Source organism: Oceanisphaera sp., assembly GCF_048268965.1.
In the GTDB taxonomy this organism is placed as follows: domain Bacteria; phylum Pseudomonadota; class Gammaproteobacteria; order Enterobacterales; family Aeromonadaceae; genus Oceanimonas.
The window spans coordinates 1-15,205 of the sequence record NZ_JBLWUK010000024.1; the positions used below are offsets into that span (position 1 = coordinate 1).

Annotated in this window: 16 protein-coding genes; 1 reads left to right on the plus strand and 15 read right to left on the minus strand. The window is 57.0% G+C overall.

The annotated features are described in order from the left end of the window. Positions 1–145: 145 nt before the first annotated feature. The 7 genes from ACN0VL_RS11185 to ACN0VL_RS11215 form a co-directional block, all read right to left on the minus strand. Positions 146–649, minus strand: a complete 504-nt coding sequence (locus ACN0VL_RS11185; protein WP_417617375.1) for a protein disulfide oxidoreductase — start codon at positions 647–649, stop codon at positions 146–148. Further along, positions 649–2,712, minus strand: a complete 2,064-nt coding sequence (locus tag ACN0VL_RS11190) for a protein-disulfide reductase DsbD family protein (RefSeq protein WP_417617377.1) — start codon at positions 2,710–2,712, stop codon at positions 649–651. Before ACN0VL_RS11190 ends, ACN0VL_RS11185 begins: the two co-directional genes overlap by 1 nt. 52 nt (positions 2,713–2,764) lie before the next feature. Beyond that, a complete protein-coding gene (locus ACN0VL_RS11195; protein WP_417617379.1) occupies positions 2,765–3,160 on the minus strand; it encodes a hypothetical protein in 396 nt (131 codons plus the stop codon). Next, complete coding sequence (locus ACN0VL_RS11200; RefSeq protein WP_417617381.1) at positions 3,160–3,762, minus strand: LysE family translocator; 603 nt, start codon at positions 3,760–3,762, stop codon at positions 3,160–3,162. Before ACN0VL_RS11200 ends, ACN0VL_RS11195 begins: the two co-directional genes overlap by 1 nt. A gap of 315 nt (positions 3,763–4,077) precedes the next feature. Next, a complete protein-coding gene (locus tag ACN0VL_RS11205; RefSeq protein WP_417617383.1) occupies positions 4,078–4,638 on the minus strand; it encodes a DUF1439 domain-containing protein in 561 nt (186 codons plus the stop codon). Positions 4,639–4,745: 107 nt separating this feature from the next. Beyond that, a complete protein-coding gene (locus ACN0VL_RS11210) occupies positions 4,746–5,183 on the minus strand; it encodes a YaiI/YqxD family protein (protein ID WP_417617385.1) in 438 nt (145 codons plus the stop codon). Beyond that, positions 5,183–5,584, minus strand: a complete 402-nt coding sequence (locus ACN0VL_RS11215) for a DUF2750 domain-containing protein (protein WP_417617387.1) — start codon at positions 5,582–5,584, stop codon at positions 5,183–5,185. Before ACN0VL_RS11215 ends, ACN0VL_RS11210 begins: the two co-directional genes overlap by 1 nt. Positions 5,585–5,879: 295 nt before the next feature. On the opposite strand from ACN0VL_RS11215, the gene aroG reads away from it, so the two are divergent. Then, positions 5,880–6,935 carry a 3-deoxy-7-phosphoheptulonate synthase AroG gene (gene aroG, locus ACN0VL_RS11220; RefSeq protein WP_417617389.1) on the plus strand — a complete coding sequence of 352 codons (1,056 nt, stop codon included), beginning with the start codon at positions 5,880–5,882 and terminating at the stop codon, positions 6,933–6,935. A 162-nt stretch (positions 6,936–7,097) separates the two neighbouring features. On the opposite strand, the gene lipA is transcribed toward aroG, so the two are convergent. The 8 genes from lipA to mrdA form a co-directional block, all read right to left on the minus strand. Further along, positions 7,098–8,063: a lipoyl synthase gene (gene lipA / locus ACN0VL_RS11225; RefSeq protein WP_417617390.1), complete on the minus strand. Its 966-nt coding sequence runs from the start codon at positions 8,061–8,063 to the stop codon at positions 7,098–7,100. After that, on the minus strand, positions 8,060–8,713 hold the full coding sequence (lipB, locus tag ACN0VL_RS11230; RefSeq protein ID WP_417617392.1) for a lipoyl(octanoyl) transferase LipB: 654 nt from the start codon (positions 8,711–8,713) through the stop codon (positions 8,060–8,062). The genes lipA and lipB overlap by 4 nt, the downstream gene beginning before the upstream one ends. A gap of 10 nt (positions 8,714–8,723) precedes the next feature. Next, the gene (gene ybeD, locus ACN0VL_RS11235; protein ID WP_417617394.1) at positions 8,724–8,999 is read right to left on the minus strand and encodes a DUF493 family protein YbeD; all 276 of its coding nucleotides are present in this window, start codon (positions 8,997–8,999) and stop codon (positions 8,724–8,726) included. Positions 9,000–9,176: 177 nt separating this feature from the next. Continuing rightward, positions 9,177–10,349, minus strand: a complete 1,173-nt coding sequence (locus ACN0VL_RS11240; RefSeq protein ID WP_417617396.1) for a serine hydrolase — start codon at positions 10,347–10,349, stop codon at positions 9,177–9,179. Between the two features lie 63 nt (positions 10,350–10,412). Beyond that, positions 10,413–11,246, minus strand: coding sequence for a septal ring lytic transglycosylase RlpA family protein (locus ACN0VL_RS11245; protein ID WP_417617398.1), 834 nt, complete (start codon positions 11,244–11,246; stop codon positions 10,413–10,415). Next, positions 11,230–12,201: a lytic murein transglycosylase B gene (gene mltB, locus ACN0VL_RS11250; protein ID WP_417617399.1), complete on the minus strand. Its 972-nt coding sequence runs from the start codon at positions 12,199–12,201 to the stop codon at positions 11,230–11,232. Before mltB ends, ACN0VL_RS11245 begins: the two co-directional genes overlap by 17 nt. Positions 12,202–12,213: 12 nt before the next feature. Next, positions 12,214–13,320 carry a rod shape-determining protein RodA gene (gene rodA / locus ACN0VL_RS11255; RefSeq protein ID WP_417617401.1) on the minus strand — a complete coding sequence of 369 codons (1,107 nt, stop codon included), beginning with the start codon at positions 13,318–13,320 and terminating at the stop codon, positions 12,214–12,216. Further along, positions 13,313–15,205: a penicillin-binding protein 2 gene (gene mrdA / locus ACN0VL_RS11260; RefSeq protein ID WP_417617403.1), complete on the minus strand. Its 1,893-nt coding sequence runs from the start codon at positions 15,203–15,205 to the stop codon at positions 13,313–13,315. The genes rodA and mrdA overlap by 8 nt, the downstream gene beginning before the upstream one ends.

Sequence of the window (15,205 nt, forward strand, 5' to 3'; positions counted from 1 at the left end):
GTGTCGGTGGAGGAGGCCCTTTATCCGACCTTTATAGAGCAAGAAAATAGATCTGCTATTTAATCTGTTTGGTATCAGTTGCCATAAAAAAAGGCCGCGCTCTGTATGAGTGCGGCCTTTGTGTTTCAGCTTTTAACCGATGACATTAGGTCATCAAACGCGCCAGCCATAACCGGGCGTACATGCCGGGCAGGGTGGTGATGCCGGCGGTGGCGAAACGCAGTTGTCCTTTATGCGCCACCATTAAAGTAGGGGTGACGCTAATGGCCAGGGTTTGCCCCAGTCGGTGATCCGCATCGTTGATCACGCTGAAGTCGTAGCCTTTTTCCCGCACATACCCGGCCACCTTGGCATCCTGTCCCGAGGCCAACGCTATGCTGACGACCGGGGCGCCCACCATATCCACCATGGGCGACACCACACGGCATACGCCACACCAGGTGGCCCACACGTACACCAATACCGGTTGCTCCTGGCTGAGAGCATCCAAATCCAGCGTATCGCCGTTTAACGTGGTCATGGTGCCCAGGGCGGCAACCTCGGTGGGCAAGTCTTTACTGCGCCACAGGTCCACCGCGGTGACGATGACCATGATCACCAGCAGGTACACCAACCCCTTGCCTAGTTTTCTTCCTTTAGTCGCCGTCATTATTTCGCCTCATCCAGAGCGTCAATCACCTTGCTGGTGGTCAGTAACACCTCCAGCGCCTTGCCTTGGGGCAAGCCTGGGCCAAACACCTGATTAAAAGGAATGCCGGCTCTTTGGTTGGCATGCAGATAATCGGTAATGGCGGCATCGGGGCGGGTCCAGTCACCACGCATCAGCACCATGTCGTCTGCCTGCAGGGCAGAGTACACGGGGTCGCGCAGCGTCACGCCTATCTTGTTGGCCTGACAGGTAATACACCAGTCTGCGGTGACATCGATGAAGACGCGGTTACCGGCGGCCACTTCTTGCGCGATGCGATCCGCATCCAAGGGCTGCCAGTTCAGCTCGTCCTTCACCGGGTTGACCCAGTGCGACTGGGTGAACAGCGCAACCGTACCGGCGCCGGCGCCCAGCAGCAGCAGGCCCGCCACCCCAAAGATCAGACCGCGAGCGCCCGCATGGCGCAGCAGTGCCCACAGGGAGATCACAACCAGCAGCACGGCCAGGGTCAGGGTCATGCCATGGCCCAGGGTGTAGGTCAGCAGCGATAACAGCCACAAGCTGGTGGCCAGCATCATGAGGCCAAACAGCCATTTTACCTTTACCATCCAGGCGCCGGGCTTGGGCAGGGCACCGATCACCCCGGGGAACAGGGCGAGCAGCAGCCAGGGCATGGCCATGCCCAATCCCAGGCCGGTGAAGATGGCAATCAGCACCAGGGGCGAAGAGGCCAGCGCCACCGCGACCGCGGTTCCCAGAAATGGCGCACTGCACGGGGTGGCCAGCAGAGTGGCGAACATGCCTTGCAGCAGGTGGCCACCTCTACCATGACTGGGTCGGGTCGCCAGCCAGGTGTTGAGCCGGGTGGGCAGGCGCAGCTCGAACAAGCCAAATAAATTCAGTGTAAACAAGGCGGTGACCAGCAGCATAAAGCCGATAAACGCCGGTTGTTGAAACTGAATGCCCCACCCCAGCTGGGCGCCGGACCAGGTGAGGATCAGCATAAAGGCGGCCAGCGCCCAGAAGGACAGCATGATGCCCAGGGCAGACCACAGCAAGGAAGGACGCACCTCGGCGCGCGAGCGCTGACCCAGTAGCAGGCCGTTTAACTTCAGCCCCAGTACCGGCAGCACGCAAGGCATGATATTGAGCACCAGGCCGCCCAGCAGGGCATACAGTAATACCCAGCCCAGTGACGGCATGGCAGCCGTTTCTGGTGCCAGCGTGCCGGGCGTGATGGTTGCGGTCAGCTCTTCGGCCAGACCTTCATCGATGGCGGTGATCACCACCGCTTGCTGGTCAAGATTCAGTTCGTCATCCCAGCTGCCCACCTTGAAACGAGCGTGCAGCTGCTCATTGTTAATAGATAGCCTGGGTTGACTGAAAATAGCCTCGTCGAGCTCATCGACATAAATAGCCGGCTGTTGCCAACCGCGTTCATTATTCAGGGTGATCTCAAGCTGCTTGCTGGCTGCATCCCACACCAGTGACTCGGCACTCACCAGACTGGCAGGGCGGGGTACTCTTGCCACCGCCTGCTGGTAATGATGATTAAGGGTTTCGTCGCTGGCCATGGCCGGCTGCAGTGGCAACTGCAGCTGATAGTCGGTTAACACACAGATGGTGGTGCAGCTGGGCAGGGTCAGCCTGGCGTTGAAGGTCACGGGTTGAGCTGCGTCGGCTGGCGCGAGTTGCAGGGGAAAGTCCACTTCATGCTGGTAACCTAGGGTTTCTATGCCCAGCAAGGTAAAGCGCTCGGGTACCGGCCACTGCCAGTTTACGCTCTGGATATTGTCCGAGGCTTGCCAGTCGAGACGCGGCGCTATACCGCCTTCGCCAGGGGAGCGCCAGTAGGTTTTCCAGTCATCCGTCAGGCGCACCTGTAACAGGGCGGGATAATAATGGTTGGCCGCATCATAAGGGCCGGTTTGTAGCAGGCGCACCTGCACCGGCGGATGCTCGGGGGCTTGCTGCCAGCCGGTCTGTTGCAAACCGGGATCGGCCGCAAACAGCGTCAGGGGGGCACACAGCAATACTATCAATAGGGTAAAAAGTCTGGTCACAAATAAGTCTCCGATAAATAAACGCAAGTAGCAGTCCATACAGGCGTCAATCTCATTCTCGGAACACGCACAGCACCAGATGTCGGCGTCGACCGGCGAACGAGGGGGGAGGAGGGAAACGGCGGCAGTAACGGCTCAGTTGCGGGAGCAATAACCATAAAGAGAGCAAGAGTAAAATGGCGAATACTATCGGTTCGAGCTGGCTCCACACCTTGCTTAATAGCTGTTCCGACAAGCTGCAGCGCTCGTTATCTTCCGCCTTGCTCGAATCTGAACTGCTGACGGAAAGTGACAGTGGGCCGCTCTCCGAGGCGGAAGAAGCCTGAACGGCATGGCTGTCATGAGCCGCATAGGGGCAGGCTGTCGACAGGCCCATGCGCTGGCCCAGGCACAAACTGACGACCAATGCGACCAGCATCAGCGCCAACCAGGCCGGCTGGCGTGGCATTAACCGACTGCCAGCCACAGTGCCACACCCAGCATCAGGCTACCGGCGATGCGGTTCAGGAGCTGAACTTTTCCCTTTTGCTGCAAGACCCGGCTCAGGGTACGACCGCCGCTGGCATACAGCAGCATGCAGGTAAATTCGAGGGACAGGATAATGGAGACCAGGATCAGCAGCTGGCCGGCAAGGGGCGCCTGATTGTCGATAAAGGGCGGCAGCAGGGCGATAAAAAATGCCCAGCCTTTCGGGTTGGCAATGGCGGTAATAAAGCCCTGACTCACCAGGGTTCGTGCCGGAATATGGCGCGGGCCGGCATCCACCGGACTTAACGCCAGCTTGCCTCTCGAGCGCCACAGCTGAATGCCCAGCCACGCCAGGTATAGTCCGCCACCGTACTTGAGCAGCTGAAACAGGGTTGGGTATTGCAGCATGATGGCGGCCACCCCCATCACGGCCAGACAGGCTACCAGGCCCACGCCAACCAGCTCGCCCAGCATCATCCACAGGGTGCGGCGCACGCCGACCGTCATGCCCAGCGACAGGGCCAGCGTCATGCACATGCCCGGGGTGACGGATACAAAGAAAAAGGTGGGAATAAACACCATTAAGACTGCGTAGCTAATAGCACACCTACCTGTGGTTTGGGCTGAGGTTACGTATGTTGGCTGTCATTGTAGGCCAAATGCCGGATGATAGGCTATGGCTTTTTGTGCAGGGGAACGAGTGACGGGGGAATACCGCCTCCAATCCTGTTTTGCCACGGAATACACGGATGAAGCGCGAAAGGACCAGAGCGACAGTGCCTGTCTCCTGTCAGATCCTGCCAACGATCTTTTTCGGTATTCATCTTAATCTTTCAGTGGGTTCCGTGGATTCCGTGGCAAATATGTTTTGACCTTATTGGTGAGTCGACTTTTCAGTTAATCGCTGAAACGGGGGCTGAACACGAAGCGCCCGGGGGCGATCGACATGGCGACCGGCGCCTTGCTGAGCCAGGAATAACGGCTGTCGTCCAGGCGGTACACGGGTTGATTCTCCAGTACCGAGCGGATCAGCTGCATCATGCCACCGGAGGCGGCCGTCATGTCACCCTTGTAGCCAAAGGCGTCGACCTTGCTTTGCAGCAGGTTTAAATCGCGCAAAAATATTGCATTCTGTGTGCGGTCATAAACCGGGCGGCCTTCAATGGCCAGTTCGAGCTGGGCCGGAAAGCGGGCGATAAGGGCATTGATCGCGGTTTCCCCTGTCAGGTTGAGCCGCACCACATCGCGACTATCGGGACCGATCTGCAAGTCCAGTTTGTCGATCCGGGTTTCTACCAGCCCCTGGGTCAGGCGCGGTGCTTCCTGCTCCAGCAGGGTATAGAGCGACTTTTCAATTTCGCTTTCCGACACGCTGTACTGGCTAATGCTGGCACAGGCACTCAACAGCAAGGCACTCAGGGTAATGAGAACGGGTTTGAACATCACGGGCTTGAACATAAGTACCTCTGATTTAAAACGGGTGAGGTGTAAGAGGTGAGAAGTAACCCTGTCACTTCCGGGGGCGGCTTTTCACCTCCCTCTTTACGTCTTGCTCCTCACGGCTTTTATCGTAATAACTGATCCAGCTGGTTGGCAAAGGCTTGGCGATCGGCGGGGCTGAGTGTAGGTGGTCCGCCGGTCTGCACACCGCTGGCGCGCAGGGTGTCCATAAAGTCGCGCATGGTCAGCTTGGCCCGAATGGTACCGGTGTCAAACTTTTCGCCGCGAGGGCTGAGTACCAGGGCGCCTTTTTCCAGGGCTTCGGCCGCCAGAGGAATATCGGCGGTGATCAGAATTTCACCGGGTTGGATGCGAACCACAATTTCATCGTCGGCCACATCAAACCCCTTGGGCACCTGCAACTGTTTGATCAGCGTCGAGCCCGGCAGAGGCAGCGGGTGATTGGCCACCATGGTGAGTGGCGTCTGGGTGCGCTCGGCGGCCCGAAACAGAATATCGCGGATCACCTTGGGGCAAGCGTCGGCATCGACCCAAATATGCATCAGTTATGTCGCCCCAGCTTTTTCTTGCGGGCAAAGGCATCCTGCAGCTCACGGGGTTCAACTAGCACGCCGCTGGCATCCGGGGTGGGAAACACCGCCACCAGTAATTCATCGTCTTCCATGCCCGGTACCCAGCGAGCCTGCCATACCTTCAGGGTAATGGCTTCTGGCTTGCACTGGCTCCAGTCGTCGACTGCCCATTCTTTGGCATAATCGGCGTGTGGCCACACGGGAATGCAGTCTTCTTCATCGTCTGAGGTCAGCATCATGCAGCCGTGCTCGTCGGTTAAAATCCATAATTCTTCGTGCTGGCTCACCTTGTTAACGAAGTGATTGAAACGTTCGTCATCACCCAGGGTTTGCGCGGCGGCTTTGTCGGCATCGGTCAGAATATAGCTCATGATTGTTCTCATACAGGGGATCTGTTCGCATATTCCCATTGCATGACCGGTGTTGTCCAGTGGCAGGGCAGATCCGGTCATGCCGATGCAGACAGTGCAAGGAGGTATCACTCGTTTGCTAGCTCTATATTTCGACGAATACACTGCTTTGGTGCCAATTTACGGCTTTATGACAAACAATTGCCAGATAGCGCCAATTGAACGTTTACAGTCGGCCCTCGCTCGGGATAGATTAAAACCAGTATTTTCGACATATAGTGAGCCAGGGGCTCAAACATTGTAAGCAGGGTTGCTCATGCATTTTCAAACCGACGATATCCGTATTGATAAAATCAAAGAATTGTTGCCACCAATAGCGGTGCTGGAAAAATATCCAGCCACCGCCAAGGCCTCGGCCACCGTCTTTGAGTCGCGCCAGGCTATTCATCGTATTCTGGTGGGCGAGGATGATCGTCTGCTGGTGGTGATTGGTCCTTGTTCCATTCACAATACCGAGGCCGCCATCGAGTATGGCAAGAAACTCAAAGTGCTGCGTGATCGGTATGCCGACCGTCTGGAAGTGGTGATGCGGGTCTATTTTGAAAAGCCGCGCACCACTGTGGGCTGGAAGGGGCTGATCAATGACCCTCACCTGGACAACAGCTTTCAAATCAACGATGGCTTGCGCATCGGTCGCAAGTTGCTGCTGGATCTCAACGACCTGGGCCTGCCTACCGCCAGTGAGTTTCTCGACATGATCACGCCACAGTATATGGCGGACTTGATGAGCTGGGGAGCCATTGGCGCCCGCACTACCGAATCTCAGGTGCATCGCGAGCTGGCATCGGGGCTGTCGTGCCCGGTCGGCTTCAAGAATGGCACCGACGGCACCATCAAGGTGGCGGCCGACGCCATTGGCGCCGCCAGTGCCGCACACCATTTTCTGTCGGTCACCAAGCTGGGACATTCCGCCATAGTGCAAACGGCGGGTAATCCCGACTGCCACATCATTTTACGAGGGGGCCGCGAGCCCAACTACAGTGCCGAGCATGTGGACGCCGTATGCACCGCACTGGCAAAAGCCGATCTGCCACAAAAAGTCATGATCGACTTCAGCCATGCCAACAGCAGCAAGCAGTATCAGCGCCAGATGGTGGTCGCCGAGGATGTGAGCGCTCAGCTGGCCGCCGGACAGCAGGCGATTATGGGCGTCATGGTAGAAAGCCACCTGGTTGAAGGTCGTCAGGATCTTGTAGAAGGCCGTGAGCTGACCTATGGCCAGAGCATCACCGATGCCTGCATTGGCTGGGATGATACCGAAACCCTGCTGGCGCAGCTGGCCGACGCCGTTACCGCTCGTCGCCAGGCTTAATCACTTCTCATCCGTCACCCATAAAAAAGGAGCCGCAAGGCTCCTTTTCTGTATCTGACTGGCGTAAGGCTGATTTAACCGTAAAAGGGGTAGGTGTAACGCAACATCTGCAGATGAGGTGTTTTTCACCTCCCCCTTTACTCTTTGCCCCTCACGTAAGGGTTACTTAACTTCTATCCCCTGGGCTTGCAGATCCGCATGATAAGAGGAGCGCACGAAGGGGCCGCAGGCGGCGTGGCTAAAGCCGATGCTGTCGGCAAACTCTTTTAGCTCGTCAAACTCGGCTGGCGGCACATAGCGTTTCACCGGCAGGTGATGACGGCTTGGCTGCAGATACTGGCCCAGGGTCAGCATGGTCACGTTATGGTCACGCAGATCCTGGAGTACCTCGGCGACTTCTTCGTTGGTTTCACCCAGGCCCATCATCACGCCAGACTTGGTGGCGACCTGAGGGTGCATTTCTTTGAAGCGGCGCAGCAGCTCCAGCGACCACTTATAGTCGGCACCCGGGCGCGCCACGCGATACAGACGCGGGGCGGTTTCCAGGTTGTGGTTGAACACGTCCGGCGGCGTATCTTTAAAGATTTCCAGCGCCCTGTCCATGCGACCACGGAAGTCGGGGGTCAGGATCTCGATCTTGGTGTTCGGGCTTTGCTCGCGAATGGCGCGAATGCAGTCAACAAAGTGCTGGGCACCGCCGTCGCGCAAATCGTCCCGGTCAACCGAGGTGATCACCACATATTTGAGCCCCAGCTCCTTGATGGTTTTGGCCAGCTTGGCCGGCTCTTCCGGGTCGACGGCCAGCGGGCGACCGTGGGCCACATCGCAGAACGGGCAGCGGCGGGTACAAATAGCACCCAGTATCATGAAGGTCGCGGTACCGTGGTTAAAGCACTCGGGCAGGTTGGGGCAAGAGGCTTCTTCGCATACCGAATGCAGGTTGTTCTCCCGCATGATACTTTTCAGTTCCTGTATGCGATGATTACTGGGAGGAAGTTTGATCTTCATCCAGTCCGGCTTACGTAGCACTTCTTCGTCTGCCTCCGGCATGAATTTGACCGGGATAAGAGCCATTTTATCAGCGTCACGTAATTTTACGCCGGGCTCGACGCGTACAGGTTTGTTCATAATTTCAGCTTCTCTGTGGTGTAGTAGAGATGTTGATACCCAAGCTGTTCTGCCAGCTTGGGTACCAGTCGGGACTGAGCTTCGTCAAGTGTTTGTGGGCCACCCAGCGCACAGCATTGTGTCATGGCCATGCCGGCATAGCCGCAGGGATTGATCCGTAAAAAAGGCGTCAGATCCATGTTCACGTTTAACGCCAGGCCATGAAAAGTGCAGCCTCTTCGCACTCTTAGCCCCAGGGAGGCAATTTTACTGTCTGCCACATAGACGCCCGGGGCATCGGGTTTGGCATAGGCTTCTATCTGGTACTCTGCCAGCAGACCTATGATGGCATTCTCCATGCTGGTCACCAGATGGCGAACCCCCAGTTTTTTTCGGCGCACGTCCAGCAACATATACAACACCAGCTGCCCGGGGCCATGATAGGTAACCTGGCCGCCTCTGTCGGTCTGCACCAGCGGAATATCACCCACATTGAGGATATGCTCTGACTTGCCAGCCTGGCCCTGGGTAAACACGGGCAGGTGCTCAACCAGCCAGAGCTCATCCTGGGTGTCCTGGTCACGCTGGTCGGTAAAGGCCTGCATGGTGTGCCAGACATGCTCGTAAGAGGCTTCACCCCAGTGTCTGACGATTAATTTGTCCTGCGCCATGGTGCTTGTCCTAGAGTACGTACTTGACCAGTTCCAGCTCACCCAGCTTTTGATACAGGGTTTCAATATGTTCTTTGCTGTTGACCGTGACCTGTACCGTGACCGCGTGGTAAGTGCCCTTGCTGCTGGGGCGCACCTGAGGGCTGTAATCCCCCGGCGCATGCTCTTGCAGCACTTCGACTACCATATCGGGCAGGCGTTCATCGGCGAGTCCCAGTATCTTGAAGGGAAAACGGCAAGGAAACTCAAGGTACTCATCAAATTTGGTGTTTAATTGGCTATTCATAGCAACCTTTACAACATGCAGTCATTAAAATGGGTGAAAATGCGTTTGCAACCCAGATCACATTTTTACCATAAAATCGGCGGCGCTTAAACCAGCAAATGGATAAGGCCGGGTCGACCGCTATTAAAAAGCCGGAAGCAAGCTTCCGGCCTGTGGCTTATCGGCCAGGACTTTGTATCAGCTGAACAGGTCTTTTACCAGCAGCTTGATGTAGTCGATCAGGCGGCTGAAAATGCCCCCCTGTTCAACGTCTTCCAGTGCCACCAGCGGCAGGGTGACCACATCCTTATCGTCCAGCTTAAGATGGAGCGTGCCGACACGCTCACCTTTGGCCAGCGGGGCACGCAGTGCTTTATCCAGGGTGAAATCGGCTTGCAGGCTTTGTGCCTGGCCGCGGGGAATGGTCACCGAAACGGCCTTGTCTACGCCAAGCGCCACCGTGTCTTTATCACCCATCCAGATTTGCTGATCCATCAACTTGCTGCCCGCCTGGTAAGGGGTCAGAGTCTGGTAGAAGCGAAAACCGTAGGTCAGCAGCTTCTTGCTTTCCGATGCGCGTACCCGCTCGCTACTGGCGCCGATGACCACGGCAATCAGACGCATGTCTTCCTTGGTGGCAGAAGACACCAGGTTGTACCCCACTGCATTGACGTGGCCGGTTTTCATGCCGTCGACCTGCAGTGAATTGTCCCACAACAAGGAGTTGCGGTTATGCTGAGTGATGCCGTTATAGGTAAACGACTTTTCGGAGTAAATTTTATACTCTTCGGGAACATCGCGGATCAAGGCCTGGCCCAGCAAGGCCATGTCATGGGCGGTGGTGTACATTTCGTCGCTGTGCAAGCCGTGCGGGGTAACGAAGTGACTGTTGTTCATTCCCAGGCGAGCCGCCCAGGCATTCATCAGGTCGGCAAACGAATTGACGCTGCCGGCCAGGTGCTCGGCCACCGCGACCGAGGCATCGTTACCGGACTGAATGATAATGCCCCGGTTCAGCTGGTCTATGCTGACTTCTTTGCCGACTTCCAGAAACATCACCGACGATCCGGGAAAGTTCTGCGCCCAGGCGGCTTCGCTGATGGTCACCATGTCGTCACGCTTGACCTTACCTTCCTGCAGGGCCTGGCCCAGTATATAGGAGGTCATCATCTTGGTCAGACTGGCCGGCGGCAGCTTTTCATCGGCATTATGAGAAACCAGTATCTGACCGCTGGCATAGTCCATCAGTACATAAGACTTGGCCGCAATGGAGGGGGCTTCCGGGATCATGGGGGCCAGCGTTTGCGCCTGGCTCGAAAAAGACACCACGGCGGCGAGCAAAAAAGTGGGGAGAATGTTAACCATGCGCATACGTCTATGAAAACCTTGTATTTAAAGAGGCAAATATTGCCGATGATAAGTTAAAAAAGCCGATCAGTTAATAAAATATGCCTGCTCATAGCCATCGGCAACCAGTCGAGACAGGGTTGCCTGTGTTTTGTTGCCGGGGATGGGGCCCATCTGCAGGCGGTACCACTCGGCCTTGCGCTCAACGCGGGCGGGAAAGCCATACTCCTTGCTTAGCTGGGTGGCAAGTTCCCTGGCTTTTTCGCCTGAGCGGATGGCCAGCAGCTGGATGACTTTGCCATTCCCCTTGCCGGTTTGGGCCAGTTGTTGCTCCTGGCCGCTGGGGGCGAGCTTGATCAACTCTATTTTAACCGGCGCTGTGCCGGTGTTCAGCATACCCAGCTTATAGGCGGCCGCATAGGACAAGTCGATCACCCGACCTCCGTGGAAGGGGCCACGATCGTTCACCCGCACTATCACCTGCTTGCCGTTTTCCTGGTTGGTGACCCGCACAAACGAGGGCAGGGGCAGGTTTTTATGGGCCGCCGTCATGGTGTACATATCGTACACCTCGCCGTTAGAGGTATGGTAACCGTGAAACTTGGCGCCATACCAGGAGGCCAGGCCTTCGTCCTGATAGCTCTCTACGTCTTGCCAGACCTCATAGTCCTGACCCCAGACATTGTAATCCTTGTTGCCTTGACGGGTATAGGGTTCGTAACGGGGAATGGCATCCTTCACGTGATCCAGGTTGGGCGCCACCGCGGGGGCCTTGTCCTGGCGCAGGCTATAACGGCCGCCGGCGGTTTCCCGATCGTAGCTGTCATCCTGTGTTTGCTGCTGCTCAGGCGTTGGCTGACTGCTGCATGCCGCCAGCACCAGGGCTGCCAGTGGCAAAAGAGGTTTAAAGAGACTGTTCATAGGCCTGCTTGAGTTGTTCGCTGAGTTGATAGACCGCCATGGCGTATAAAGGGCTGTGATTATAGCGGGTAATCACATAGAAGTTATGTCTAACGACCCAATATTCCGGGCCTTCGGCGCCATCCAGTCGAATAAGCTTGACCGGCGTATCGGCATTCAGCTCTTTTTCGAGGACGACACCGGCCGCCACCAGCTCTGCCCAGCTGTGATTAAGCGCGAGAGCCGGGTTCAGCAAGGCCTCGGCAGCCTCGGTATTGGTCACCTTGGCGGGGTAGGCGATATCTTCACCTGGCTGCCATTTATGTTCGTAAAAATAGTTGGCGACACTGCCAATGGCATCATCGACTTTAAAGAGGTTGCGCTCGCCGTCAGAGTCGAAGTCCACGGCGTAGTGACGATAGCTGGAGGAAATAAACTGGCCCATGCCCATGGCACCGGCGTAGGAGCCTTTGGGTTCATCCAGCGGCCAGCCTTGCTCTTTGGCCAGCTCCAGGTAGTGGCCAAACTCGGAGCGGAAGAACTCCCCTCTGGGCGGGTAATGAAACCCCAGGGTATAAAGCGCATCCAGCACCTTGTGGCTGCCCATGTTGGCGCCATAAAAGGTTTCTACGCCGATAATGGCGGTAATGATTTCTGCGGGGATCTGCAGCTGCTGCTCGGCACTGGCCAGCAACTCCTGGTGTTGCTGCATGAATGCCACCCCTTGCTGCAGCCGTTTCTCGGTCAGGAATATGGGCCGATACTGGTGCCAGGGCTTGGCTTCGGCCGGACGGGTCATGGCATCAATAATTGACTGCTGGTAGCTGGCCTGGGCCAGCGCCTCGTTCAACTCGGCGATGGGGAGGTCAAACTTGCCAGCCAGTCCGTCGAGCCAGGCTTGTTGTTCAGGACTGGTATCTGCGGCCAGCACCGAGGTGGAGAGCAATAAGCCGGCAGAAAGAAGAGCAAGACGCATTCGATAATCCTTTTATTTAGCCAACAGGCGCTTGTGGGTATGCACAGACATCAGGATGCCAAATCCGGCCATGAGAGTCACCATGGAGGTGCCGCCGTAACTGATTAACGGTAGGGGGACTCCAACCACGGGTAACAAGCCGCTGACCATGCCGATGTTAACAAATACATAGACAAAAAAAGTGAGGGTGAGGGCGCCGCCCAGCAGACGAGGAAAGGCTCCTTGTGCCTGCATCGAAATGTAAAGACCGCGCCAGATTATAAAGAGGTACAGCAGCATCAACAGGCACACGCCGACCAGGCCAAACTCCTCACTTAAAACGGAAAAAATAAAGTCGGTATGGCGCTCGGGCAGAAACTCCAGTTGCGACTGGGTGCCCTGCAGCCAGCCTTTTCCCCAGAGGCCGCCGGAGCCAATGGCGATCTTGGACTGAATGATATGATAACCCGCGCCCAGAGGATCACTTTCCGGGTTAAGCAGAGTCAAGACCCGTCGCTTCTGGTAGTCGTGCATCAGAAAGTACCATAACGGCGGCAAAAAGGCGGCGAGGGCCACCAGGGCTGCCAGGATCAGGCGCCAGGACATGCCGGCCAGAAAAATCACGAAAATGCCCGATGACGCCACCAGCAAGGCGGTGCCCAGGTCGGGCTGGCGGGCAATCAAGAGCGTGGGGATCATGACCAGCCCCAGCGCCAGAAACACCCGCAGCAGGCTCGGGGGCAAGGGGTAGCGGCTGATATAGGTGGCGATCATCATCGGCATCACCAGCTTCATGATTTCGGAAGGCTGAAAGCGAAAGGATCCCAGTTCGAGCCAGCGCTGGGCCCCCTTGCCCACATCGCCGACCATGAGCACCAGCACCAGCAGCACCCCGCCTAAAATAAACACCGAGGGCGCCCAGCGGGCATAAAAGCCCGGTGGTAGCTGGGCCAGCGCCATCATGACCACCAGCGCCATACCAACGCGTATTCCCTGGCGGATCAGGGAGTCCATGTCTTCCCCCGTGGCAGAGTACAGAATGGCCAGGCTGGCGCTCAGCAGGGTCAGCAGGGCCAGCAGCAGGGGCCAGTCCAGATGCAGTATCTCCCACAATGGGCGACGGTGCTGATGGTTACTCATCGGTTTGCTCCTGAGGGTCTGGAGTAGGGAGTGAGTCGGGGATCATGTAGAGATCGAGCAAGGAGCGCGCCACGGGGGCCGCGTTAGAGCTGCCGCCACCGGCATTTTCCAATACCACGGACACCACTACCTCGGGATCTTCATAGGGCGCATAGCCGATAAAGAGGGCATTGTCTCGCAGGTGCTCCTTGGTATCGGCGTGACTATATTGCTGGTTTTCCGCCAGGCCGAACACCTGTGCCGTGCCCGATTTGCCGGCCGCCGTGTAAGGGGTACCGGCAAAGGCGCGTCTGGCGGTGCCTTCTCTGCCGTTTACCACTCTGTGCATGCCGGTGAGTGCCACGTTCCAGTAGCTGTCCTGCTTGAGCGTGATGGGTGCATCCTTGCTGATGGGCATGGGAATGATGCCGTTCGGGCCGCCAATGCCATGCAGCAGACGTGGGTGTATGGTTTCGCCATGATCCACCAGGATGGCGGTGGCACGCGCCAGCTGCAGTGGCGTGGCCGTCCAGTATCCCTGACCGATGCCAACCGATATGGTATCCCCCTGGTACCAGGGTTGTTTGTGCCGGGCCTGCTTCCAGTCGCGCGAGGGCAGGGTGCCGCTGGCTTCTTCGCGCAGATCGATACCGGAAAACCGACCGAAACCAAAGCGACCCATGTAGTCGTTGATGTTGTCGATGCCGACTCGGTAGGCCAGATCATAGAAAAAGGTATCCGCCGAAATTTCAATCGCTCGATACACATCCATCCAGCCGTGACCCCAACGGCGCCAATCACGAAATTTTCGTTTGGTATTGGGGATCTGGAAATAAGGGCCGCCAAAGAAGCGGGTGTTGGGGGTAAAGGCCCCTTCATTCAGCCCCATGACGGCGAGCATGGGCTTGACGGTGGAGGCCGGGGCATAAATGCCCTGACTGGCACGGTTGATTAAGGGGCGGTCGGGGTTATTGAGCAGTGCCCGATATTCCGGGCCGCTAATGCCGTGCACAAACAAATTCGGGTCGTAACTGGGGCTGGAGATCAGCGCCAGTACCTTGCCGTCTTTGGGGGTCATGATCACCGCCGCGCCACGCCGGTTGGCCATCAGCTTCTGGGCTTTCAGCTGCAGGGCAACGTCGACATTGAGGTAGATATCGCTGCCCGGTATCGGTGGCTGATATTTCAGGGTGCGAATAACGCGGCCCCGGTTATTGACCTCCACTTCCTGATAGCCGGTCTGGCCATGCAGCACGTCTTCGTAATAGCGCTCGACACCCAGCTTGCCGATGTCGCGGGTGGCGGCGTAGTTGGCCAGCTTGTTGTCTTCTTTGAGCCGTGCCACGTCCTTGTCGTTAATGCGGGCCACATAGCCGATAACATGGGTAAAGGTGTCGCGATAGGGATAAAAGCGTTTCAGGTAGGCTTCAATGGCCGCACCCGGATATTTGTGCTGATTGATGCTGAAGCGGGCTACCTGATGTTCGTCAAGGCGATTGACCAGCACCACGGGCGTAAAGCGACGCTGGCGGCGCACTTCGGTAAAAAAACGGCTTTTAACGCTTGGGTCGAGTTCGAGCAGGGCAATCAGCTCGTCGACGGTCTGATCCAGATCCTGAACCTGTTCGGGGGTGATTTCGAGGCTGTAGATAGGGCGGTTTTCTGCCAGCAGGATGCCGTTGCGATCATAAATCAGGCCGCGAGTGGGGGCCACGGGCAACACCTTGATCCGGTTGTCGTTGGAGCGGGTTTGATAAGTCTGGTGTTCGGTAATCTGCAGGTGGTAGAGGTTGGCAACCAGTACCCCCATCAATACCACTATGCCCATGAAGGCAATCACGGCACGGCGCCAGTACAAGGATGACTCGGCGCCATGATCGCGCATCTTTACCCGAGACTTGGCCAT

Bases quoted from the DNA above. Each gene is read 5' to 3' on its own strand.
- ACN0VL_RS11185 (WP_417617375.1), bottom strand. From the start codon at position 649: ATGACGGCGACTAAAGGAAGAAAACTAGGCAAGGGGTTGGTGTACCTG.
- ACN0VL_RS11195 (WP_417617379.1), bottom strand. From the start codon at position 3,160: ATGCCACGCCAGCCGGCCTGGTTGGCGCTGATGCTGGTCGCATTGGTC.
- ACN0VL_RS11200 (WP_417617381.1), bottom strand. From the start codon at position 3,762: ATGGTGTTTATTCCCACCTTTTTCTTTGTATCCGTCACCCCGGGCATG.
- ACN0VL_RS11205 (WP_417617383.1), bottom strand. From the start codon at position 4,638: ATGTTCAAGCCCGTGATGTTCAAACCCGTTCTCATTACCCTGAGTGCC.
- ACN0VL_RS11210 (WP_417617385.1), bottom strand. From the start codon at position 5,183: ATGCATATTTGGGTCGATGCCGACGCTTGCCCCAAGGTGATCCGCGAT.
- ACN0VL_RS11215 (WP_417617387.1), bottom strand. From the start codon at position 5,584: ATGAGCTATATTCTGACCGATGCCGACAAAGCCGCCGCGCAAACCCTG.
- aroG (WP_417617389.1), top strand. From the start codon at position 5,880: ATGCATTTTCAAACCGACGATATCCGTATTGATAAAATCAAAGAATTG.
- lipA (WP_417617390.1), bottom strand. From the start codon at position 8,063: ATGAACAAACCTGTACGCGTCGAGCCCGGCGTAAAATTACGTGACGCT.
- lipB (WP_417617392.1), bottom strand. From the start codon at position 8,713: ATGGCGCAGGACAAATTAATCGTCAGACACTGGGGTGAAGCCTCTTAC.
- ybeD (WP_417617394.1), bottom strand. From the start codon at position 8,999: ATGAATAGCCAATTAAACACCAAATTTGATGAGTACCTTGAGTTTCCT.
- ACN0VL_RS11240 (WP_417617396.1), bottom strand. From the start codon at position 10,349: ATGCGCATGGTTAACATTCTCCCCACTTTTTTGCTCGCCGCCGTGGTG.
- ACN0VL_RS11245 (WP_417617398.1), bottom strand. From the start codon at position 11,246: ATGAACAGTCTCTTTAAACCTCTTTTGCCACTGGCAGCCCTGGTGCTG.
- mltB (WP_417617399.1), bottom strand. From the start codon at position 12,201: ATGCGTCTTGCTCTTCTTTCTGCCGGCTTATTGCTCTCCACCTCGGTG.
- rodA (WP_417617401.1), bottom strand. From the start codon at position 13,320: ATGAGTAACCATCAGCACCGTCGCCCATTGTGGGAGATACTGCATCTG.
- mrdA (WP_417617403.1), bottom strand. From the start codon at position 15,205: ATGGCCAAGTCTCGGGTAAAGATGCGCGATCATGGCGCCGAGTCATCC.